Annotated in this window: 18 protein-coding genes; 3 read left to right on the top strand and 15 right to left on the bottom strand. The window is 59.8% G+C overall.

What is annotated here, in order from left to right; genetic code table 11:
- Complete coding sequence (locus AC1ROR_RS21305; protein WP_498590652.1) at positions 1–1,254, top strand: MFS transporter; 1,254 nt, start codon at positions 1–3, stop codon at positions 1,252–1,254.
- A gap of 27 nt (positions 1,255–1,281) precedes the next feature.
- Here AC1ROR_RS21305 and AC1ROR_RS21300 read toward each other — a convergent pair whose 3' ends face one another.
- Positions 1,282–3,231 (bottom strand): ABC transporter ATP-binding protein/permease, encoded by a 1,950-nt coding sequence (locus tag AC1ROR_RS21300; protein WP_498590651.1) that lies wholly within the window; start codon positions 3,229–3,231, stop codon positions 1,282–1,284.
- Positions 3,232–3,340: 109 nt separating this feature from the next.
- On the bottom strand, positions 3,341–4,261 hold the full coding sequence (locus tag AC1ROR_RS21295; RefSeq protein ID WP_498590650.1) for a LysR family transcriptional regulator: 921 nt from the start codon (positions 4,259–4,261) through the stop codon (positions 3,341–3,343).
- Between the two features lie 85 nt (positions 4,262–4,346).
- Between AC1ROR_RS21295 and AC1ROR_RS21290 the strand changes: the two genes are divergently transcribed.
- Entirely contained in the window at positions 4,347–5,057 is a 711-nt protein-coding gene (locus AC1ROR_RS21290; RefSeq protein ID WP_498590649.1) for an SDR family oxidoreductase, read from the top strand.
- A 113-nt stretch (positions 5,058–5,170) separates the two neighbouring features.
- Here AC1ROR_RS21290 and AC1ROR_RS21285 read toward each other — a convergent pair whose 3' ends face one another.
- Entirely contained in the window at positions 5,171–5,575 is a 405-nt protein-coding gene (locus tag AC1ROR_RS21285) for a hypothetical protein (RefSeq protein WP_035223908.1), read from the bottom strand.
- Positions 5,576–5,894: 319 nt separating this feature from the next.
- Between AC1ROR_RS21285 and AC1ROR_RS21280 the strand changes: the two genes are divergently transcribed.
- Complete coding sequence (locus AC1ROR_RS21280; RefSeq protein ID WP_498590648.1) at positions 5,895–7,664, top strand: sensor domain-containing diguanylate cyclase; 1,770 nt, start codon at positions 5,895–5,897, stop codon at positions 7,662–7,664.
- An 11-nt stretch (positions 7,665–7,675) separates the two neighbouring features.
- Here AC1ROR_RS21280 and AC1ROR_RS21275 read toward each other — a convergent pair whose 3' ends face one another.
- The 12 genes from AC1ROR_RS21275 to AC1ROR_RS21220 form a co-directional block, all read right to left on the bottom strand.
- Positions 7,676–9,073 (bottom strand): FGGY family carbohydrate kinase, encoded by a 1,398-nt coding sequence (locus AC1ROR_RS21275; RefSeq protein WP_498590647.1) that lies wholly within the window; start codon positions 9,071–9,073, stop codon positions 7,676–7,678.
- Positions 9,073–10,335 carry an NAD(P)/FAD-dependent oxidoreductase gene (locus tag AC1ROR_RS21270; RefSeq protein ID WP_498590646.1) on the bottom strand — a complete coding sequence of 421 codons (1,263 nt, stop codon included), beginning with the start codon at positions 10,333–10,335 and terminating at the stop codon, positions 9,073–9,075. The genes AC1ROR_RS21275 and AC1ROR_RS21270 overlap by 1 nt, the downstream gene beginning before the upstream one ends.
- On the bottom strand, positions 10,332–11,729 hold the full coding sequence (locus AC1ROR_RS21265; protein WP_498590645.1) for an NAD(P)/FAD-dependent oxidoreductase: 1,398 nt from the start codon (positions 11,727–11,729) through the stop codon (positions 10,332–10,334). The genes AC1ROR_RS21270 and AC1ROR_RS21265 overlap by 4 nt, the downstream gene beginning before the upstream one ends.
- Positions 11,730–11,833: 104 nt before the next feature.
- Complete coding sequence (eutC, locus tag AC1ROR_RS21260) at positions 11,834–12,610, bottom strand: ethanolamine ammonia-lyase subunit EutC (protein ID WP_498590644.1); 777 nt, start codon at positions 12,608–12,610, stop codon at positions 11,834–11,836.
- Positions 12,610–14,010, bottom strand: a complete 1,401-nt coding sequence (locus tag AC1ROR_RS21255) for an ethanolamine ammonia-lyase subunit EutB (RefSeq protein WP_498590643.1) — start codon at positions 14,008–14,010, stop codon at positions 12,610–12,612. The genes eutC and AC1ROR_RS21255 overlap by 1 nt, the downstream gene beginning before the upstream one ends.
- Before the next feature lie 11 nt (positions 14,011–14,021).
- Positions 14,022–14,816, bottom strand: a complete 795-nt coding sequence (locus tag AC1ROR_RS21250) for an ABC transporter permease (protein WP_035228471.1) — start codon at positions 14,814–14,816, stop codon at positions 14,022–14,024.
- Between the two features lie 12 nt (positions 14,817–14,828).
- Positions 14,829–15,707: an ABC transporter permease gene (locus AC1ROR_RS21245; protein ID WP_035228474.1), complete on the bottom strand. Its 879-nt coding sequence runs from the start codon at positions 15,705–15,707 to the stop codon at positions 14,829–14,831.
- Positions 15,704–16,777, bottom strand: coding sequence for an ABC transporter ATP-binding protein (locus tag AC1ROR_RS21240; protein ID WP_498590642.1), 1,074 nt, complete (start codon positions 16,775–16,777; stop codon positions 15,704–15,706). The genes AC1ROR_RS21245 and AC1ROR_RS21240 overlap by 4 nt, the downstream gene beginning before the upstream one ends.
- 300 nt (positions 16,778–17,077) lie before the next feature.
- Positions 17,078–18,118, bottom strand: coding sequence for an ABC transporter substrate-binding protein (locus AC1ROR_RS21235; RefSeq protein ID WP_035228476.1), 1,041 nt, complete (start codon positions 18,116–18,118; stop codon positions 17,078–17,080).
- Positions 18,119–18,180: 62 nt separating this feature from the next.
- On the bottom strand, positions 18,181–18,846 hold the full coding sequence (locus tag AC1ROR_RS21230; protein WP_035228478.1) for an RraA family protein: 666 nt from the start codon (positions 18,844–18,846) through the stop codon (positions 18,181–18,183).
- 15 nt (positions 18,847–18,861) lie between these two features.
- Positions 18,862–19,665, bottom strand: a complete 804-nt coding sequence (locus AC1ROR_RS21225; protein ID WP_498590641.1) for a carbon-nitrogen hydrolase family protein — start codon at positions 19,663–19,665, stop codon at positions 18,862–18,864.
- Between the two features lie 126 nt (positions 19,666–19,791).
- On the bottom strand, positions 19,792–20,700 hold the full coding sequence (locus AC1ROR_RS21220; RefSeq protein ID WP_035228482.1) for a LysR family transcriptional regulator: 909 nt from the start codon (positions 20,698–20,700) through the stop codon (positions 19,792–19,794).
- Positions 20,701–21,142: the final 442 nt, after the last annotated feature.

Genomic DNA, 21,142 nt, shown 5'->3' with positions numbered 1-21,142 from the left:
GTGTCGTCACAGATTTCTTCGACTTCGCCTGCACCCGCTGCCGCCACCGATCCCAGGATCTGGGCCGTGCTTGCCGTGGCAGTCGGCACGCAGACCGCCGGCTCGTTCGTGTCGCAGGGCATCTACATTCTCGTGCCCTTCTGGCGTGAAGCCTTTGGCGTCTCTCTTGCATCCGCGTCACTCGCCGTCACCGTCATGAACGCTATCCAGATCGTGACCATGTTCACGCTCGGCCGCGCCATCGACATTCATGGTGAACGCCGCATCGTCGGCATTGCCATGCTCGGCATGGCGATCGCGATGGCATGTGCGGCGGCATTCGCAAACAGCCTGCCTGCGCTGCTTGTCTGCATCGCGTTTCTGGGCGGTACTTATGCAGCGGTCCAACCGGGTGGCACGCGGGCGATCATGCGCTGGTTCCCGCCCGCCAAACGCGGCATCGCGACAGGGTTTCGACAGGCAGCCGTTCCCTTCGGAACGATGATCGCAGCCGCTCTCCTTCCCTTTATGGCAGTCCGTTACGGATGGCATGCCGCAGCATGGCTCTGCGCCGCTATCTCCGTGCTGGGCGCTGCGCTTTTCTGGGGACTGTATCGCGAGGGAAGCGATTTGGCGGCAAAAACGGAGCCACCGCTTCCGCTGACAAAACTCGTCCGCATCGTCGGTCAGAATAGCAGTTTCTGGCCCGTATTGCGGCTGGGCATTGCCATGTCCGCCTTTCAATTTACCCTTACGGCGCATGTCATCGGGTTCATGGCTGACGGACTGGGGCTTGGCCTCTTTGTCGCCTCCTCGATGTTCGCCGCAACACAGCTTGCGGGCATTCCGGGCCGCATTCTGCTGCCATGGATCAGCGATCGCTTTCGGCCCGGTCTTCGCGGTCAATCATTCGGCCGTGTATCCATCATTGCCGCAGGTACTGCCGCAATCCTGGCAATCCTTCCCATCGGCACCCCGGCACCCGTTATCCTGTTCGTGCTTGTCCTGCTGGGCATATTCGGCATCGGCTGGTTTCCGCTTTACCTGCTGGAGATCGCCGAAAGTGCGCCGAAAGGTTCGATTGCATCAACGATCGCCTTCGCTTCCACCATTTGTCTGGCGGTCATGGCAATCGGCCCCTACATATTCGGTCTCCTTGTCGACCATTTCGGCTATGGGGCAGCATGGTCGGCACTGATCGTGCCGGTGCTTGTAACGGCGCTCCCTCTGGCCATCTCATCGTCGCGCCTCCCTCTCTCTCAGACGGGCTCGTAACGTCAGAGCAAGGTCTCGGCTGAAACATCACTTCCGCTTGACCATTCGGCGAAGCAGCGAGCCTGCTCTCGCCTTGCGGGGAATGAGATCGATATCGCTGACAAGCTTCGCGCCGCCGTCCCGACGTTCCAGTGTGATCTTGCGGCTATGAAATGCTTCCAGTTCGGCACGATGCGCCACGCTTATAATCGTGGCGTCGGGTAGTTCGTCGATCACCGTTTGCATCATCTTGTCCTGACTTTTTTCGTCCAGGGCTGCCGTCGCCTCATCCATGACGATGATATCGGGGGCATTCAATAACAGGCGCGCGAAGGTCAGCCTTTGTTTTTCGCCGCCCGACAAGGTCTGGTCCCAGGGCGCGTCGTCTTCGATCCTGTCCTTGAGTTGACCGAGACCAACCTTGTCGAGAGCCGCCCCGATCTCTTCCAGCGTCCAGCTCTCAGCCGCTTGCGGATAGCAGACAGCCCGACGTAGCGTGCCGGCAGGAATATAGGGCCGTTGCGGCAGCATGAACAATCGGCTGCCGGCGCGGAAATTCACGCTGCCCCCACCCCATGGCCAAAGACCGGAAATGGCCCGAACCAGCGTGCTCTTGCCCGATCCGGATTCCCCCGCCACCAATACCCTCTCGCCCGAGCCGATTTCGACATCCGTCTCTTTGACGACAGCCGTTCCGTCACCCAGCGAAACGGCAACATCCTTGAGGCTAAGTATTGTCTCGCCTTCCGTTTCGCCACGCACGATCCGACCGAGAGTATCGCTCTTTTCAGCCCGTTCGAGGCCATCCAGCGACATCATCAGGGAGGCAACGCGTCGCGCGCAGGCATTCCAGTCGGCAAGGCGAGGATAATTGTCGACCAGCCAGCCAAATGCAGACTGGACGATGGTGAAAGCGGAGGCGGACTGCATCACCTCGCCAAGGGACATGCTTCCATCGAGAAATTTCGGCGCACAGAGCAGAACCGGCACGACGGGGGCAATCAGCATCGATCCATTCGACACAATTGTCGTGCGCATATATTGCTGCGCCATCAACCGCCACTGCCGCCGGACATTGCCGAACCTCTTGTCGAGATCGCTGCGCTCCTCGTCTTCGCCGCCAAGCAAGGCGATACTCTCGCCATTTTCCCTGACGCGGGTGAGCGTGTAGCGGAACTCCGCTTCGACCTGGTTTTTGACTTCGGAAACCTTGACGAAGTTCCGGGCAATGAAGGCTATGGAACTGGATGTGATGAGCGCATAGATGACGGCCGCAATGACGAGAAAGCCGGGGATCGTTATCACAGCACCGCTGATCGAGACCGTCAGGGCGCCACCAATCGTCCACAAAACAACAATAAAGGTGGAAGCCGATACAAAAGCAGCGATGACACCCGAAATGAAATCCACGGGTGCCTCGGTGGCGATCCGCATATCCTCAGAAAGCCTCGCCTCCGGATTTTGGTGGTCGCCATCGATCAGATTGAGCTGATAATAACGGCCATTTGCGATCCATCTTCCAACCAGCGCCTTTGTCAGCCAGGAGCGCCAGCGCCGCTGAATACGCATCCTGACATAGACCTGTGAGGTCACGATGAAGACGCTTCCCAGGACGAGTGGCGGAAAAACGGATCCGAGAAAATAGACCGTAGCCGCGTCCCTTTTCTCAATCGCGTCAAAGATCCCGCGATTCCAGACATTGATGCCATATTGGACGCCGACATTTATGCCGATCATCGCCAGAAGCCCGAGCGAGAATGGCCATGCAAACCCATCGCCACGACGGCTCCAGAAACCTCGCGCGCTGATCCAGAAGCGCTTCAGCAAATATCTCCGACGAGCCTGTTCAGCCTCTTCAGGCGTCAAGCCCAAAACAGCTTCCATCTCCTCTGGCGGGAGGGGATCATCGGTATCGTGAGCATCCTTCGCGGATGCGGTTTTGGTACCATTCTGGTCGGCACCATCGACCGGTTTCGGTCCTGCGTCAGCGTCGGTCATGGGCGCTTAACGGATGATCGCCTGAAAGGTTTCACGCCCTTGTGAGGGAGGGCGATACATTCTCCAATTTTCTTCTGGGGCAGCGCTCGTCCGCATATGTTTCTGCCGCTTAGGCCAGTGTCCCATCCATAAACAAAGGCCTCGTGGCGTGCACAATGGCATCAATCGCCACCCGCAAACGAGGCAGCATGAGGGGTGAAGCCGGCCACAGCACATGGATTGGCAAATGCCCGGCAACCCGCTCATCCAGAACGGAAACCAGACGTCCGCTGGCCAGCTCGTCACGAATGAGCCAGCGGGGCAAAAGACCGAGCCCCTGCCCTTCCACAATTGCCGAAAACGTCAGCAGGCTTCCATCCAGCATAAGGCGCGCCTTGGGATGCCAGGTCAGGAGTTCGCTTTCAGCGCCGCGAAACTGCCATGGCGCAGGTTTACCGTTGCGTGGAGAAGCGATCACGGTGTGATCCGCCAGATCTTCAATTTTCTGCGGCACCGGCCGCCCTTCAAAGTAGGCCTTGGAAGCACAGAGAACAATGCGCTGGTGACCGAGCAAACGAGCCTTGAGCCCGCTCACATCCGGAACTTCGCCAATCCTGACCGCAAGATCGGTCGTGCCATCCAAGAGGTTGCTTGGTTCCGTCGAGGTGGAAATGCTGAAATCAAGGTTCACCCATTGCCGGCAGAGCGCATAGAGCGCCGGCGCAACGATCCTCGCACCAAAGAGCGGCGGCAAACTGATATTGAGTGTGCCAACCGGTTCTTGCGCGAGACCCGCGATTGCTGCCTCGGTTCGCTCGATCTCCTTGCGCGCGCGCTGGCAAACATCGCGATAAATCACACCCTCCGCCGTCAGGTGCAGTCTGCGTGTCGTGCGCTGAAACAGTCTTATACCCAGCCGATTTTCCAATCGCCCCACCGACTTTGCCACAGCGGAAGCCGAAAGCCGCAGGCGCACCGATGCCGCGACGAAGCTACCCGCTTCGCAGACTGCCAGAAACGCGCCGATGTCATCGCCGGATTGATGTCGCATAGTTTCTACTAACGAATTTCATTCCGTAATCGAAGGAAAATTATGCGCTTCTACCGCGTGAAAGATGTAACGTAAGATGTCTTCCATGAGCAAAAATCAAACCTACGCCATCATCGGGGGCACATCCGGTATCGGATTGGCACTCGCCCGCAAACTCGTTGAACGGGGAGATCATGTCCTGCTCGGCGGCCGTTCTCAGGAACGATTGTCAAAGACGCTCGCCGAATTGGGCGATCGGGCTTCAGGCCGCACCGTAGAAATCACCGATCGTGCCTCGCTTGCCCAATTCTTTGCCGAAGCCCCTTCACTTTCCGGGCTTTTCACGCCAGCAGCGTCATACAGCACCGGCACATTCGCGGAAGGCGACCCGGAGACCAGCGAGGACCTGTTCAGAGCGAAATTCTGGGGGCAATATTGGGCCATTCACGCCGCCCTGCCCCGTTTGACGCCTGACGCATCCGTCCTTCTGATGTCAGGCGCGGCATCCGTGCGCCCTATTGGTGCACCGGCCTACGCCGCCTGTAATTCGGCGCTGGAAGGACTGGCGCGTGGACTTGCCATTGAACTCAATCCGATCCGCGTCAATTGCCTTTCACCGGGAACAACCGATAGCGAGTTATGGCGCAAACGGCCGGCCGAGATACGCGAGCCCGCCTATGAATATTGGGGAAAGCTTTGCCTCGTTCAGCGCCCGGCGACGGTTGAGGAGCAGGCACACGCGGCGCTGTTCCTGCTCGACAACACCAACATGACCGGCAATACGCTGTTCAGCGACGGCGGTTATTCCCTGCGGTAGCGGGATCGTCGAAAATCCTCCGCCTATTGAGGAGATCGTCCATTTTGTCGAACGACTGGACGATCTCGATCTCCGCCAGGGTAATAATGGCTCCGCCGCGCTGCCGCTTTTTATCAGGCGCCGCTGATGATGTTGCAGATGCCTGTGCGAACGACGTTCTTGTCGGTGATCTGCCCCGCCTGAATATTGAACACAACGTCAATCCGCACACCCGCGCCCTTCTGCCGCGCGACAACCCGAAGGGTCTGAACTCTCCCGCTCCCGGTCGTCTCCTGATGCGCATCGACCGATGACAAAGCCTTGTTGACCTGGATACCGGAGAAACCTTCCGCTGCCACGGCCTGGGCAAGCTTCTGGAGAACTGTTGACGCCTTTGCCTTCGGCAATTCCTGCCAGGATTTATAGGAAACGGCCGTTACCATCGGAACGCCTGAAACCGTGAAGTTTTTTTCGCAAGAAGCGGCAAAAGCGGAACTCGAAACGGCAACGAAGCCGAGGGCGGCAATTACAGTTCTCATATCAATGTCCAATTTCGGTGATGTTTGACTTTTTAGCGGGCCGCGTCAGAACGATGCCCCATCTTTACCGAAGCTCACTTACTCTTAAACGAGAGTCAATCTCCGATAACAACTTTTGGTACGCGGGTGGCTGTTCGAAATGAGACAGCGAGCGGCCCTTGATTTCGAAATTGCCGCGGTTTCGCTCCCGTTGGCAGCGTGCAGATGTAACCGGAGCGTTGACTTCCCGTTTAACGAGGTGGCTTAAAATAAGCAGACACTGAAATTAGACCCGCCGCATCCGGTCATCACACCTTGCGGCAAGCAGACGGCGCCCATCATGCGACTCAGCACCATCACGAACCTGGCTTATGCCGTAACCCTCGTGCTCACGACAGTATCGGCAACGACGTTCATTCTGTCGGCCAGAAGCGCCTCCCAGGAGCGTGTGGCGATCCAAACTCACCTTGATCTCAACGATCTCGCTGAGGAGCTGGCGATCATTGCGGATGAGCGTACCGAGGAGGCGCGTCTTTACGTCATGCGCGGCGATGAGCAGCACCTGGCGAAATTTTACGTCGATGAAGATCAGGAGAACCGCCTCGAGAACACCCTGCCTAAACTGACCGCCCACGGGGTTTCCCTGGAAGAGTCCAGCACATTTATGGATATACGCAAGCGTGCCGATGCACTGGACAAGATGGAGCGCGAGGCCATCGGTCTCTATCGATCGGGCCGCCAGAACGATGCGCAACAACTCCTGTTTGGCGATGAATATTATCAACTGCATACGGGTCTGGTGAGCACCGTCGAGACGCTGAGGCAGACCATTGCAGCCCGATCGCAGGCAACGGTTGACCAGGCCAAAAGCCGAAGCGATTTCTACGGGTCGATCGCCAAGGTCATGCTTGCCCTGACCGCCCTGATGTTTGTAGCCGTACTCTATTTCGTCCTCAGCAGGCGCGTTGCCGTACCCCTCATCAGGATGAGCAATATTGTCATGCGCCTTGCCCGCCAGGATTACAGTATCGACGTTCCCGACGAAGGACGCCGTGACGAGATTGGCGAAATGAATCAGGCCATCAGGATTTTCCGCAGCAACGGGCTGGAACGGGAACGGCTTGACGCGGAGCATCGCAAGAACCAGCGCATAAAGGACCTGATCCTGCAAATGATGCATCGGATTCAGGCCTGTCAGAATCAGGATGAATTATCCGACGTCGTCTCGAAATTCATGCCGCAGATTTTCCCCGCCATCGCCGGCCGGCTGCTCGTGCTCAAGGAACATAGTCCGGTCCTTCAATCGACGGGCCAATGGTCCGATCCTTCATCTTCCGCCCCGGAGTTTTCGATAGACGATTGCTGGGCGCTCCGCCGCGGACGCCCCCATGCCAGCAAACCGGACGGCGACGATGTCGTCTGCCACCACCTCCAGGGAAATTTTGGAACGGGCCTGTGCATACCACTGACGGCATTGGGCGACACCGTTGGCTTATTGTATCTTGAAATTCCGCAAAGCAGCGAGGCTCTGGAGGCAGAGCGCCTGTATCTGGAACTCCTCGCCGAAAATATCGGCCTTGCCGTTGCAAATCTTCAGCTTCGGCAGCGACTGGTCGGCATGGCAAAACAGGATGCCTTGACCGGTCTTTTGAACCGTCGGTCTCTCGATGAGGCGCTGAACAGGCATATTGAAAAGCCAACCAGCACGCTTGCCTGCCTGATGCTCGACATCGACCATTTCAAGCGCTTCAATGACCGCTTCGGCCATGATGCCGGAGACGCGGTAATGCAATATGTCGCCCAGGTCCTTTCGGAGGCCGTTGGCAATCTGGGTGAATTATTCCGTTTCGGCGGTGAGGAATTCACCGTGCTGATGCCCGCCGCGGGCATTGAAGATGCGATCAAACTTGCGGAAAAACTTCGATACGCCGTTGAACGGGCGCCGTTTACCTATCGTGGCCGCCTGCTTGATCCGGTTACCATCTCTATCGGCATCGCAACGTCACCAGAGGCGGGGACCGTAAGCAGCGTATTGGAAAGAGCGGATGCCGCTCTTCTAAACGCCAAGCAGACGGGACGGAACAGGTGGGTGTCGTCGGACGCCATGTGAGTGGCAAGGCCTCACGGGCTGCGCCAGCCCCGTGCATTGTCGATCGCGCGCGCAAACCGAGCGTGGTCTGCGGTTTCAACCGAACCATCAGGTGTAAATATCTCGGTATCGTTTCGCATGGCGGCGACATTGATGTCGCATAGTTCCGCCAGACCAAGCGCCGTCAATTCGCGCATGGCCGGAACGCGAATAGTCCGGCCACTGGCAGCAGCCAGGAAACGGGCGAAATAGCGACTGTTCGACAGGCCGCCATCGATGGAAATCGTATCGCCGACGGGAACGACGGCCTGCGCCGCCTCGATCAATCGAACCGTCAGCAAGGCAATGCCCTCAAGCAGGGCCCGCACCATGTCACCCCGCCCGGTGGCATGGTCCATGCCAATGAAGAGCGGCACGGCCTGCCTGTCCCAGTAGGGTGCGGCAAGGCCTGAAAGTGCGGGCACGAATACGAGGCCACGGCGAATGGCCGACGGTCCCTCGAAACCGTCGAGTTCCGCATTGTCAGTATAGAGGCCGATCTTTCGCGCCCATTCGAGCGAGGCGCCGGCATCGTAGACCCCGCCTTCGATGGCGAAAATGGCGGGCGCGTCCTGCTTTTGCCAGCCAATGGTCGGCAGAAGCTCTCCTTTCAGCGGAGGTTCACTCCCTGCCACGGCCAGCAGGAAAGCTCCCGTACCGAAGGTAATCTTGCAATCGCCAGGTTTACGGCAACCATGGCCATAAAGTGCTGCCTGCTGATCAACGATGGAAACGCGGATCGGCGTTCCCTCGATGGAACCGAAGCCGCCATCGACAGGGCCGATGGCGGGCAGGCAATCCAGCGGCACGCCGTGAAGCGTGCAAAGTTCCGGGCTCCAGTCACCGGTTGCCAGATCAATGAGACCGGTGCGCGAAGCCGTTGCAAGGTCGGTGCGGAAACGGCCCGCCAGCCGATCCAGAAAAAAGGCATCGGTGGTGCCCAGCCGCAACCGCCCCTCGGCCCTCGCCTGCGCCACCGCCGGATTGTGCTTCACCAGCCAGGATAGTTTGCTGGCCGAAAAATAGGGGTCCAGCGGCAAACCGCAAATCTCTTTTGATCGTTGCGCAACCGATGGCGGTAAGGCTTCCAGCGCTTCCGCAGTGCGGGCATCCTGCCAGACGATGACCGGAGAGAGCGCCTCGCCGCTTTTGGCGTCCCAGGCCAGACAACTCTCGCCCTGGTTGGCGATGGCGATGCCATCCACCGGCCCGGCAGCGGCCAGCACCGCGCGGATGTTGCCCAGCAACTCTTCCGGGTCATGCTCCACATGGCCGGGCGCCGGATAAAATTGCGCATGACGCAGGCTGGCGACCACCTCTGCCTTCCCGCCGTCGCTTACCACGAGGCATCGGGTTGATGTCGTTCCCTGATCGATAGCTGCAATGCGCATCAATCCGCCTCCCGGAAGTGAAAGGCAATTTGGCTCGCTTCAACAGCGGCGCGGGGAATAGGCACAAGCACACGGCGCTCAGGCAGCCACAGGCCCGCCTTGCTCCACACTTCCGTTCCATCGAGATGAAGCGAAAGCCTGCCTCGAACACGTCTGGTAAAGCGCAGCTGAAAATCGCGAAAAGCCTGCCGCTCAAGTCCCTGCGATCGCACCATGGTGGGTACGGCGAGTTTGATGGGATCGGCGAAAGTGACAGGCACTGGCCGGTCATTACCGGGCTCGCGGGCGAGATCGGCGGCGACGGCGGCGCCCACGCGTCTGCCTTCGCGGAACGACCAGCCACCCGTTTCCACGGCCCGCAATATGTTCCCTCCGGCAAAGAAGATCGGGTTGGCCATTCGGCCGTCCTGATCGATCATCGGCCCCGCGCTGCCCGCCGCAACATCGACCGGGGATGCGTTCAGAAGTGCGGCCTCCGGTGTGAACCGCCCGGTCAGAAGAACACCATCGCACTTGACGGTCAGGACCCGGCCATCCGCCAGCCGGATGTCTGCCTCCTCGACACGGTCGCGCCCACGAATATCCGTGACCACCGCATGGCAATGAAACGGCACGCCAACCAGCCGCGGGAACCACCGGAAAAACGACCGCGCCAGCGGTTTCGACTCGGGCTCGATCATCGCCACTGGCCGCGCATGATGCGTCAGACAGGTGAGGAGCGCGGAGAAGGACACCAGTTCCGAACCAATGATAAGCGGCCGGCGAAAGGGCATGATGCCGTGAAAGGCGACATAAGATTGCAGCGTGCCTGTTGTGATCACGCCCACCGGCCGGTCGCCCGGAAGAAGCCGCACGGAGCGTGGTTTTTCCCGCGCGCCGGTGGCGAGCACGATGCGCCGCGCCTTCAACGTTTCGACCCCGCGCGCCGATGTCACCAGCAGCGAGCCGTCCTGTCCCAGTTCCACAACGGAATGACCGGTGCGGATATCCACACCGGCATTCTGCGCCTGCCGCTGCAGGCGTTGCGCATAGGCCGGGCCGAAATAGATGCGTCCGAATTCGCGCATGCCGAAGGGCGAGTGCGAACAATGCCGGGTCGCGCCGCCCAGTGCCGGTTCACGTTCGAGGATCATCACGCGCGCAATGCCACGGGCCTTCAGCTCCAGCGCTGCCGCCACACCCGCCGGGCCACCACCGACTACGATGACATCCGCATTTGGAACATTTTCACACGTCTGCTGAAAAGGCTGCAAGACGTTCATCGGTCGTCTCCCGCACGGACTGCAAGCGGTACAGCCAGACGGTCGCCCGTCATCGCTGCCAGCCGGGCATTGCAGTAAAAACCCTGACAGCGCCCCATGCCGGCGCGGGTGCGCCGCCGCAGCCCGCCGAAATCGCCCGGCGGCACCGGACTGGAAAATGTCGCGTCGATCTCGCGCCGGGTGACAAGTTCGCAATGGCAGATGATTTCGCCATGATCGGCGCGCTGCCAGTCGCGCTCGCAGGTTTCGGTGAGGTTCGGCATCCTTACCTCTGGCACCACGGGAGGGGGCACAAAGCTAGTGCCGAAACTTTCGTGAAGCGCCAGAGCATGCTGCGCCAGACCGAGTGCCGCGCTGAGGCCCGTGGAACGGACGCCGCCAAGCGTTATCGCCCGCCGGTCCGGCCGCGCAGAGATCCGGTAATGCTTCTTTTCAGAGGCCGGGCGCAAGCCGGCATAGACAGCCGTCACGGAAACGGAGGCCAGCGCTGGAACGATCTCCGTGCCGCGCTTCAGCAGCGCTTCCAGCGCAGCCGTCTCGACCGTCGCGCGGTCGCGATCATCCTGCTCTTCCGCCGTCGGGCCGATGAGAACGTTGCCGAAGGCGGTCGGACACACCACGATGCCCTTGGTGATTTCGGTGGGAACCGGCAGGACGATGCGCGGCACATGCCGGCGGGCAGCCTTGTCGAGAACGACGAATTGTCCCTTGCGAGGCTTGATGGTGAAGTCCGGGACAAGGCCGAGCCGCGCATCAACAATATCGCCGAACAGCCCCGCGGCATTGACAACGCCTGCCGCAAGGATCGGACCCGCGGTCGTCTCGATACGCCATGCCCCGTCGAACACGCCGGACAGGACTTCGGCGTTGCACACCAGCTGCGCGCCCAGCGCCACCGCCTGTGTGAGATAACCCAGCGGTGCGGACCACGGATCGATGACATGTTCGCCGGGAACGTCGAGCGCGGCAATAAGATGGCCCGACAAGCCCGGCATGGTTTCCCGGGCCTGCCGCGCCGTGAGGAGACCGAGTTCCGCAATCCCGTTGCGCCGCCCCTGCCCGGCGATCGCTTCCAGACTTTGCGCCTCGTCGATATTCCACGCGCAGACCAGCGCGCCGGTTTCAACAAGGATGAGGCCCATCTGCCCATGAATCGACAGATATTCCGCCCGGCCTGCCTTCACCAGCTCCAGTTCCAGACTGCCTTCCGGCGCGTCGAAGCCGGTATGCAGGATGGCGCTGTTGGCCTTCGACGCCCCGGAAAGGATATCTGAACCTTTTTCGATGACCACGACTTTCGCACCGGCCAGCGCGAAACGACGGGCAACCGCGCAACCGACCACCCCGGCCCCGATGACGGCGATGTCGAATTTTATGGAGGGGTTCTGGACCATGACGTCCCTTCATTTTAGTGGTTCAAAAACGCAATCGGCAGGCGCGACGGATCGAGCCGATTCACCCTGCCGGGTCGTGCCTGAGAATGAGATTCGGTCTGCTGTTAGTCGGACAAAGCCGTCACCGGCCTTTCGGATTCAATCAGTGTCACGCCACTCGTCTGCTGCTGGCACATGGCGCTGATCAGGGCCATGATCCTGCGGGCAGCTTCGGCGGGCGACACGCCGCCATCGCGAATGTTCGAGATGCAGTTTCGGCGGGAATCGGGCAATCCGGTCTCTGGCCCGAAGGTGACATAGGCCCCCAGACTGTCGGCGGCCGAAAGGCCGGGCCGTTCGCCAATCAGGATCACCGACACCTTTGCTCCAAGCGCAGCGCCCACATCGTCCGCCAATGCCACCCGCGCCTGCGTGGCAAGAGTGACCGGCGCGACCGCCAACCCTTCACGTGCCAGCGCTTCCAGCAGCGCCGTTGCTACCGATACGGCATTCATCTCCACAGCCGTCGCCGAAAGCCCATCGGCGATCACCAGCGCGACGTCGGCCCCTTTGCCATGCCCTTCCAGCGCAGCACGGCCCTCGGCTGAGAGCGCGCGACCGAGATCGGGGCGCCGCAGATAATCCGCACGGCCTGGCGCGCGGCTTGCGACATGCACGATATCAGCACCCGCCTCACGCAACTCACGCTCCACCCTGTCAACATCCAGCGGACGCCACACGGCCTGACGCGCCTGCGCATGATCCAGCAGAAATCTCTGCGCCGCGCCCGTGGGCAGGCCCGCGCCGGCGCGACCAAGCGCCACCCTTGCATCGGTTGCAACCCGCAGGGCCTTGAGACGTTCCGGCGGACCCGAGATGAGGAAGGATCGGGGATGGCGCATCAGGCAGCGTCCTTTGCCAGAAAATCGAGTTCGCGAAGGCCGCGGTTCATCAGCGCCGGGTTCTCGATCATATCGCCAGCGGCATCCGTGACGCCCATAGCGACCAGCCACGCGTCGAATTCCGGCGCGGGCCGACGCTTCAGCGTTTCGCGGGCATAGATGGAATCATGATGGGAAAGCGTCTGGTAATTCAGCATCACATCGTCCGAACCGGGCACGGTGATGACGAAATTGACATTGGCGGCGCATAGCATGGTCAGCAACACATCCATGTCTTCCTGATCGGCATCGGCATGGTTGGTGTAGCAGACATCGACACCCATCGGCAGGCCGAGCAATTTGCCGCAGAAATGGTCTTCCAGGCCGGCGCGGATGATCTGCTTGCCATTGTAGAGATATTCGGGACCGATGAAGCCGACGACCGTATTGACCAGAAGCGGTGAGAATTCGCGCGCCACGGCATAGGCACGCGCCTCCATCGTTTGCTGATCAATGCCAAAATGCGCACCCGCCGACAGGGCAGCACCCTGCCCCGTCTCGAAATACATGAGGTTGCTGCCGATCGTTCCACGCTTCAGCGACAGACCCGCCTCATGGGCCTCCCGCAGAACGGCGAGGTCGACGCCGAAGCCCGCATTGGCCTTCTGGGAACCGGCAATCGACTGGAACACCAGATCAACGGGCGCAGCACGTTCCATTGCCCGTATCGCCGTTGTCACATGGCCAAGGCAGCAGGTTTGGGTTGGAATGTCGAGCCATTGCCGCAGATCATCGAGCAGCTGCACGACGCGGATATAGTCCGACACCGCACTGGTGGCCGGATTAACGCCGATCACCGCATCGCCGCTGCCCAGCAGCAGCCCATCAATGGCCGAGATGGCGATGCCTCGGGAATTGTCAGTGGGATGATTGGGCTGGTTGCGGGTGGACAGGTGGCCGGAAAGACCAATCGTGTTGCGGAAGCGGGTTATGACTTCCCGCTTGGCCGATACCGTCACCAGATCCTGAAGCCGCATGATCTTTGAGACCGCCGCCACCATTTCCGGCGTCAGGCCCCACATCACCGCTTCGAGTTCCGCCTGCCCGACCCTGGGATTGAGCAGCCATTCGCGAAACTCTCCAACCGTCAAGGAAGCCACGGGGGCAAAAGCCTGCGCATCGTGCTGGCGAGCGATCAGCGCCGAAATCTCGTCCTCATCAGAGGCGATCAATTCCTGTGCAACGAAGGTGGAAAGCGGCAGATCGGCAAGCACCATCTGCGCCGCCAGTCGCTCCACCGGCCCCTCCGCCGACAGCCCGGCGAGCTGGTCGCCGGACCTTTCCGGTGTCGCCTTCGCCATCAGGGTCTTCAAATCCTCGAAACGATAGGTCGTGCCGGCGGCGATCTGTCGATATGCCATTCTTCCAGCCCTTATTTCACGAAGGTCTTCGTCAGGCCCACCGTGCGGTCCACGATCAGGACAACGGCAAGCGTCAGCACGATCAGAAGAACGGAAATGGCGGCAACAAGCGGATCGGCCTGGGTTTCGACATGCTGATACATCGCGACGGGAAGAGTAGTGATGCGCGGACCGGTGAGGAACAGCGAAATCACGGCTTCATCGAACGAGACGAGAAAGGAAAGTGCTGCCGTCGCAACGATGCCGGGCGCAATCATCGGCATGGTGACCCGGCTAAAGACGGTGAGCGGTGATGCCCCAAGCGTGGAGGCGGCCTCCTCGAAGATCAACGGCAGGCCCGCAAGCGAGGTGGTTAGCACACGCAGCGCATAGGGCAAGACGATGATAAGATGGGCGATCACCAGACCGGTAAAGGTGCCGAGCAGGCCCGCGCCGGCAAAGACGATCAGGATCGCAAGGCCGAGAACGATGGTTGGCAGAAGCAGCGGTGCTGTAAAGAAGGCGAGCAATGCATCCGCGCCGAGCACCCGCATCCGCACGATGGCATAGGAGGCGGGCAGCGCGATCAGCATGGACAGCACGGTGACGATGATCGCAAGAAGCGTGCTGGTGCCCAGGGCACCAATCATCTTGGAATTGTGCATGAGATCGACATACCAGCGCAGGCTCCAGCCCGAAGGCGGGAAGCTCATGTAGCTGTCGGCCGAAAACGAGATCGGCACGACGAGCACGACAGGCGCAAGCAGAAATAGGAACATGATGAAGGCGACGATTTTCAGCGCCAGCGGAGCGGGACGTTCTTCCATCTTCGATCTCCTTTACAGAATGGCCCGCAGAAGCCGGGAATAGAGCACCAGAGCGGCACCGAAGATCACGAGGATGATCATCGAGAGCGTCGCGGCCAGAGGCCAGTTGAGCGTCACGATGGCCTGATCGTAGATTTCCGTTGCCAGAAGGAAGACACGGCCGCCGCCGAGCAGCTTGGGTGTAATGAACGAGCTGACCGCCAGAACGAAGGAGAGCAGACAGCCCAGCGCCACACCGGGCATGGTGAGCGGTACGATGATCCGCCAGAACACTTTCCAGGGGGATGCGCCGAGCGTTTCCGCGGCCTCCTCGACACGTGGATCAAGCCTGCCGAAACCGGCGAGCAGCGCCAGGATCATGTAGGGCATCAGGATTTCGGTGAGCCCGATGACGACGCCGATCTTGTTGAACAGAAGACGCACGCCGCTTTCAGCGCCCAGCGCGAAGAGGATGTTGTTGATGAGGCCGTCATCCGCAAGGATCGCGATCCAGCCATAGGTGCGCACCACCGCCGACGTGAGCAGCGGTGAAATGACCAGCACCAGCAGCAGCGTCTTCCAGCGGCCCTGTGCCCGGTGAAGATAAAGCGCGATGGGATAGGAGGCGACAAGCGTCAGGACGGTGATCAGAAGGCTGGTGAGAATGCTCTGACCGATCAGTTCGATATAGAAACCGTCCGTCAGTGTTGACGACCAGTTTTCGAGCGTGTGCGCTTCCCCAAGGCCGCCGCCGCCGAGGCTTTCGCGGAAGGAAAGCAGAAGCAGATTGAAAACGGGCATGACGAAGGCCAGACCGTTGACCGCAATGATCGGCCCAAGAAGAAGGGTTGCGAGAAAAACGATGGAAGAGGTGCGGCCGCCGGGAGCCGTGATCATGACCGCCGCTGTCATCGGTTCGCTCCGAAGACAAGAGTATCTTCCACGCGCCAGACAAGACTGACTGCGCTACCTGCCGAAACCGGCGTCTCGCCGCCCGAGGTCGCACGCTCCACGGACAGGGTCTGCCCGCCGGCGGCAATCTCGTAATGCAGGATGTCACCCGCATAATAGACATCGCGGACTTCGCCGGCGATGCGATTGACGGGCGCGCCGTCGAAATCGGGCGCGGCATCGCCGGCGACCGTCATGGCCATACGATGCGGCCGTACCATCAGGTCGATTTCGCCACTATGCGCGCCGGGCGCGCGCAGCACCGCATCACCAACCGTGATGCGGTCGCCCGCCGCATTGCCGATCAGCCTGTTGGTGCGGCCGACAAAGGAGGCGACGAAAGCGGTCGCCGGGCGCTCATAGAGATCGTGCGGTGTGCCGAGCTGTTCCAGGCGACCGCCGTTGAGCACGGCGACCTTGTCACACATGCTGAGCGCCTCGACCTGATCATGCGTGACGAAGATGGATGTGATGCCGAGCTGTTTCTGGATGCGCCGGATTTCAGCGCGCATCTCGTCACGCAGCTTGGCATCGAGATTGGAAAGGGGTTCGTCGAACAAAAGGATGGAGGGCTGGATGACGAGGGCGCGCGCCAGTGCGACGCGCTGCTGCTGGCCCCCGGAAAGCTGGGCTGGGCGGCGGTCTTCACGCCCCTCCAGACGGACCATGGCAATGGCTTCACGGGCACGCCGTTCCGCTTCGGCAGCCGGCACCTTGCGCATTTCAAGACCGAACATGACGTTCTTGAGGACCGTCATATGGGGAAAGAGCGCGTAGCTCTGGAAAACGAGGCCAATGTCCCGCTTGTAGGGCGCAAGCTTCGTCACGTCCTTACCGTCGATCAGGATCGAACCCGAGGAGACGGGAGAGAGGCCTGCAATCATCCGCAACGACGTCGACTTGCCGCAGCCCGAAGGCCCGAGGAAGGCAACCAGCTCACCCTTGGGAATCTCGAGATTGAGATTATCCACGGCGACGATGGTCTCGTAGCGCTTGGTCAGTGAACGAATCGAGAGGAATCCTGGCTGCATGATATCTGAAGTTCCCATTATGGCTTCTTGCCTTTCTCCAGAACACCTCCAGCCCGCAGGGGAGCGGAAATGCCCTGTCCCTTGATCTAAGCAGGCGCCGCGAAAATTCGCGACGCTGTTTCGCGGCGCCTCCGTTTCTGCAGGCCTGTCGGCCCGCTCGGAATGCATCGCCGCGTCAGTTCACCCCTTCTGTCGCCCCAGCGCCGACAGAAGAAATGAGCCGAGGGGGTTTGATATGCCGTTTCCGCAACCGCTGTGGAGGTTGCGGAAATCCTTTCATTTTGCGCTCGGCGCAAAGTCTCAACGGCTGAGCGGAATGACCTTGCGGCGCCAGTCCTGCGTAATCTGGTCGCGGACCTTGGAGAGGCCAATCCAGTCCACGGGGATGACCTTGTCCATCGCCTTGACGACCGTGCGCTCGCTCACATCGGCAGCGACCGTGGATTTGGAGTTGGTCGGCGCATAATACATGGCGGCGGTAAAGGCGGCCTGGGCTTCCGGGCTCAGCGCATAATCAACGAACTTTCGCGCGGCTTCTGACGACGGGCCACCCTTGACGAGATTGAGCGTATTGATCTGGAGGATCGTGCCTTCCTTCGGAAGGACGACCTTCATCTTGCCCTTGGAACCATCGGCATTCACCTGGCTGCGGGCATTCCAGCCCACGCCCAGCGACACCTGGCCGTTGACGACATTCGGATAGACTTCCGGCTTGGGCTCCCAGGTCTGGACGTTTGGGGCAACTTCAGCCATGGCATTGATGCCGGCATCGATGTTCTTGATGAAGTCGGTGCCGCCATTCATGTGATTCATGATGATGGTCGTGCCGATACCGACGATATCGGGGGCGCTCAGCATGGCGACTTTGCCCTTGAGGGCGCTATCCTTCAGGGCATTCCAGCTGTCAGGCGCCGTCTTGATGGCGTCGGTATTGTAAATGAGTACGAGATTGTCGAACGTTACGCCAACGCCAGCCACGCCTTCGAAACGCGCATTGGGATAGAGGTCGGCGACATTCTTGGTGACGCTTTCATCGATCTTGTCGAACAGACCTTCATCCGTGCCGGTTTTGGCCACGGAGACATCCATCAGCGCGATATCCGATTGCGGGGCGGCTTTCTGCGCGCGCAGCGAGCCAAGCATGGCGGCAGAGCCCTGCTGCGGGAAATATTCGACCTTGATATCAGGGTTGGCAGCCATGAAAGGTTCGATGACGGCCTTGGTATAACGCTCCTGGAAAAGGCCGCTATAGCCGAGGAACGTTACGGTCTGCTGGGCATGCGCCGGAAGGGCGGCCGCTCCAAGCATGAGAATCCCACTCAGAAGTATCGATTTCTTCATTGTCCTGTTCTCCTCTATTGTTATTGGGAGTGGCGAACGGGTCCGCCACCCGTAAGATTGTGTCAGGCGCTCAGCTTGGCCTGGACGAATTTGTTGGCACCTGAAATATCCGGCAGCTTCTCGCCGTTGCGCAGGCGTTCCAGAAGCACGATCTCGGCCTCCTGCATGCTGATGGCGCGTTCCGCCATGGCGCGGGCCTGGCTCGGATGAAGGGCGACAACGCCGCTTTCATCGCACAGGATCGCATCACCCGGATTGATCATCTGGCCACCGACGCTGATCGGAACATTGATCGCGCCTTCCAGCCCAAGGATCTTGGTGGTGATGGGCGACGGGCCGCGGCACCACATGGGCATGTCGACCTTGGTGAACTCCGAGAAATCGGTCGCCGGGCCATCGACGACACCGGCCTTAACGCCGGCCATCTTCATGGTGTTGGTGATGACACCGCCCCAGCAGGCGTGACGGGTATCACCGCAACGGTCGATCAGGACGATATCGCCCGGACGCACGAGCTGCGTCAGATAGTGGAGCATGGTCGAATCCGCGTTTGGGATACGCAGCGTGACGGCGGTGCCCGCCACCCGCTTGCCCGGAAGGACCGCCCGGATTTCAGGATCGACGAAGCCGGAATGAAGCACATGACCGATCGTTGCGACTTCGACCTTTTCAAGAAGTTCGATGATGTCCGCGTCGATCTGGTCCGGCATTGGGTTGACGATAAACATTGGGTCTTTCTCCGATCAGAGAACGTGGTGGTTTGCCACCGGCACGTTGGCGCGCACCTTGGCCGAATAGTCGAAGTCGAGGGCAGCGCCGGCAGTTCCAACACTGTCGGAGCATTGCGTAACGATGTGGCCCCACGGATCGATGACCATGGAATGCCCCCAGCAGGCCTTCTTGCCACCCGCATGGGTGCCGATCTGGCCGACAGCCAGAAAGTAGGTCTGGGTTTCGACGGCGCGGGCGCGGGCCAGCACTTCCCAATGATCCTTGCCTGTCATCAGGGTGAAGGCGGCTGGCAGAACGATGACGTCTGCACCTTTATCCCGCAGGGCGCGGAACAGTTCGGGGAAGCGAATATCGTAGCAAATACCACAACCAACCGTCTTGTCACCCACCTTGTAGGTCACGACATCTTCGCCTCGGGCGACTGAATCGGACTCGCGATAGCTGATGCCGTTCGGCGTATCGACGTCGAACAGATGAATTTTGCGGTAGCGGGCGATCTGATTACCGTCCGGACCAAAAACGAGTGTCGAATTGTAGAAGCGATTGCCTTCCTTCTCGACGATGGAACCGGCATGCAGCGTGATCGCGTGCTTCTTCGCCAGTCCCGACAGCAGCGCGTAGATTTCGCCGCCGGGGAATTCTTCCCCGCTTTCATGCATCTCTTGAGGATTATCCCCAAGAAATGCGAAGTATTCTGGAAGAACAACAAGGTCAGGATTATCCGCCTTAACTGCTTTCTCAATTAGATCGGCAGCAACCTTCAGGTTTTCTGCCTTGTCATTCTGGGTATTCATTTGAACAAGTGAGACTTTCACGTTGCTCTCCTCTCATGTTGCGAGGAGAATTAAGAACGGGAACTGTTTCCATTACAAACGGAAAAACTCTATCGAACCCCATAAGGTAAGCTTATAGATTAATCGTTTTGCGGTGCAGCATAAAATTTAGGCGGCAGCCGTCATCCATTGCGTTGTGGTTTCACTGACGATTTCCGTCGCCATGTCGGCAATGGCGCGGGCAAGCGCGTTGTCGCCCCGCTCCTGATAAACGGTGTGAAAGGTCAGAGGCGGAACCGACGGCGTGATATCGAGAATACGCGCTTCGCCTGATTTGATGATACCGTCCACCAGCACGCGCGGCAATGCACCCACGCCAACGGCGGCGGCCACAAGGCGGGTCATGATCGACAGGGAGTTGGAATTATAGATACGGCTGTCAGACAGCCCGTGGGAATCAAGCAACGCGCGCAGTGCCTGATGCGGCTGCGATCCTGTCGAGAAGGTAAGCAGCGGAAAATGCGCGATATCTTCGAGCGTGACATCCGTTTCCGGCAACGCCAGTTCCATCGCGCCGACCCAACAGGATTCGAATGTGCAGAGCGGCGAATTATAGATATTCGCAGCCATGACCGGCCCCATGATGAAACCGACATCCACCTCACCGTTCTGAATGCGCTGGGATAATTTCAGGCTGGTATCGATGGTCAGATCCAGGCTGACACCGGGATATCGTTCATTCATACGGCGAATGAGTTGTGGTAACCACGCGTAGACAATCGTATCCGCAGCGCCGATACGCACTGTGCCTCTCAGCGCCTCGCGGCTACTCACGATCTGCCGGAACTCCCCGGTCAGGTTGACGATCTTTTCAGCATGCTGCAGCGCCAGACGACCGGCTGGCGTCAAGTTGACGCAGCGCACATCGCGCGTGAACAGCACGACGCCGAGCTCCCTCTCCAGCGCGGCAATGCGGTTAGACACGGATGCCTGGGTGGTGTGCAAACGTTCCGCAGTTGCCGAAAAGCTGTTCAGCCGTGCAGCCCAGAGGAAAGTCTCGAGAAATCGCGTATTCATGAGGTAAAATCTTCTCGCATGGCGCCGCGATCCAGCACTGCGTCTCTGGCATCGTTTTGCCGGTGGCTTTGTGGTTCGAATGCGAGTATGTCCGATGCGCGCCCCGATAATCAAGGGATCAACGCCGCCTTGGCGCCTGCCTCTCGCAAATGCGCGCCGGCTTCATCTGCAATAGATCGGTTGTCACGGTTTTTTCTTTTGATTGTCTGTTTTGCATCAGGTCAAATTGCGGCTGAAGACAGTCTGGAGGGTTTTATCCGTCGCTAGGAAGTGAGCATTGCCTCGGGTTTTCGGCCCGGCTGCTTCGGTATTTTGAACGCCAAAAGGGCCCTGAGTTTCCTCGGGCCCTTTGATAAGTCTTGAATGTCTTATGAGTATTGGTTGCGGGGGCAGGATTTGAACCTGCGGCCTTCAGGTTATGAGCCTGACGAGCTACCGGGCT

The sequence above is a fragment of the Agrobacterium sp. GW821-FHT14E08 genome (assembly GCF_058803865.1).
This window is presented reverse-complemented; position numbering and strand designations above follow the sequence as displayed.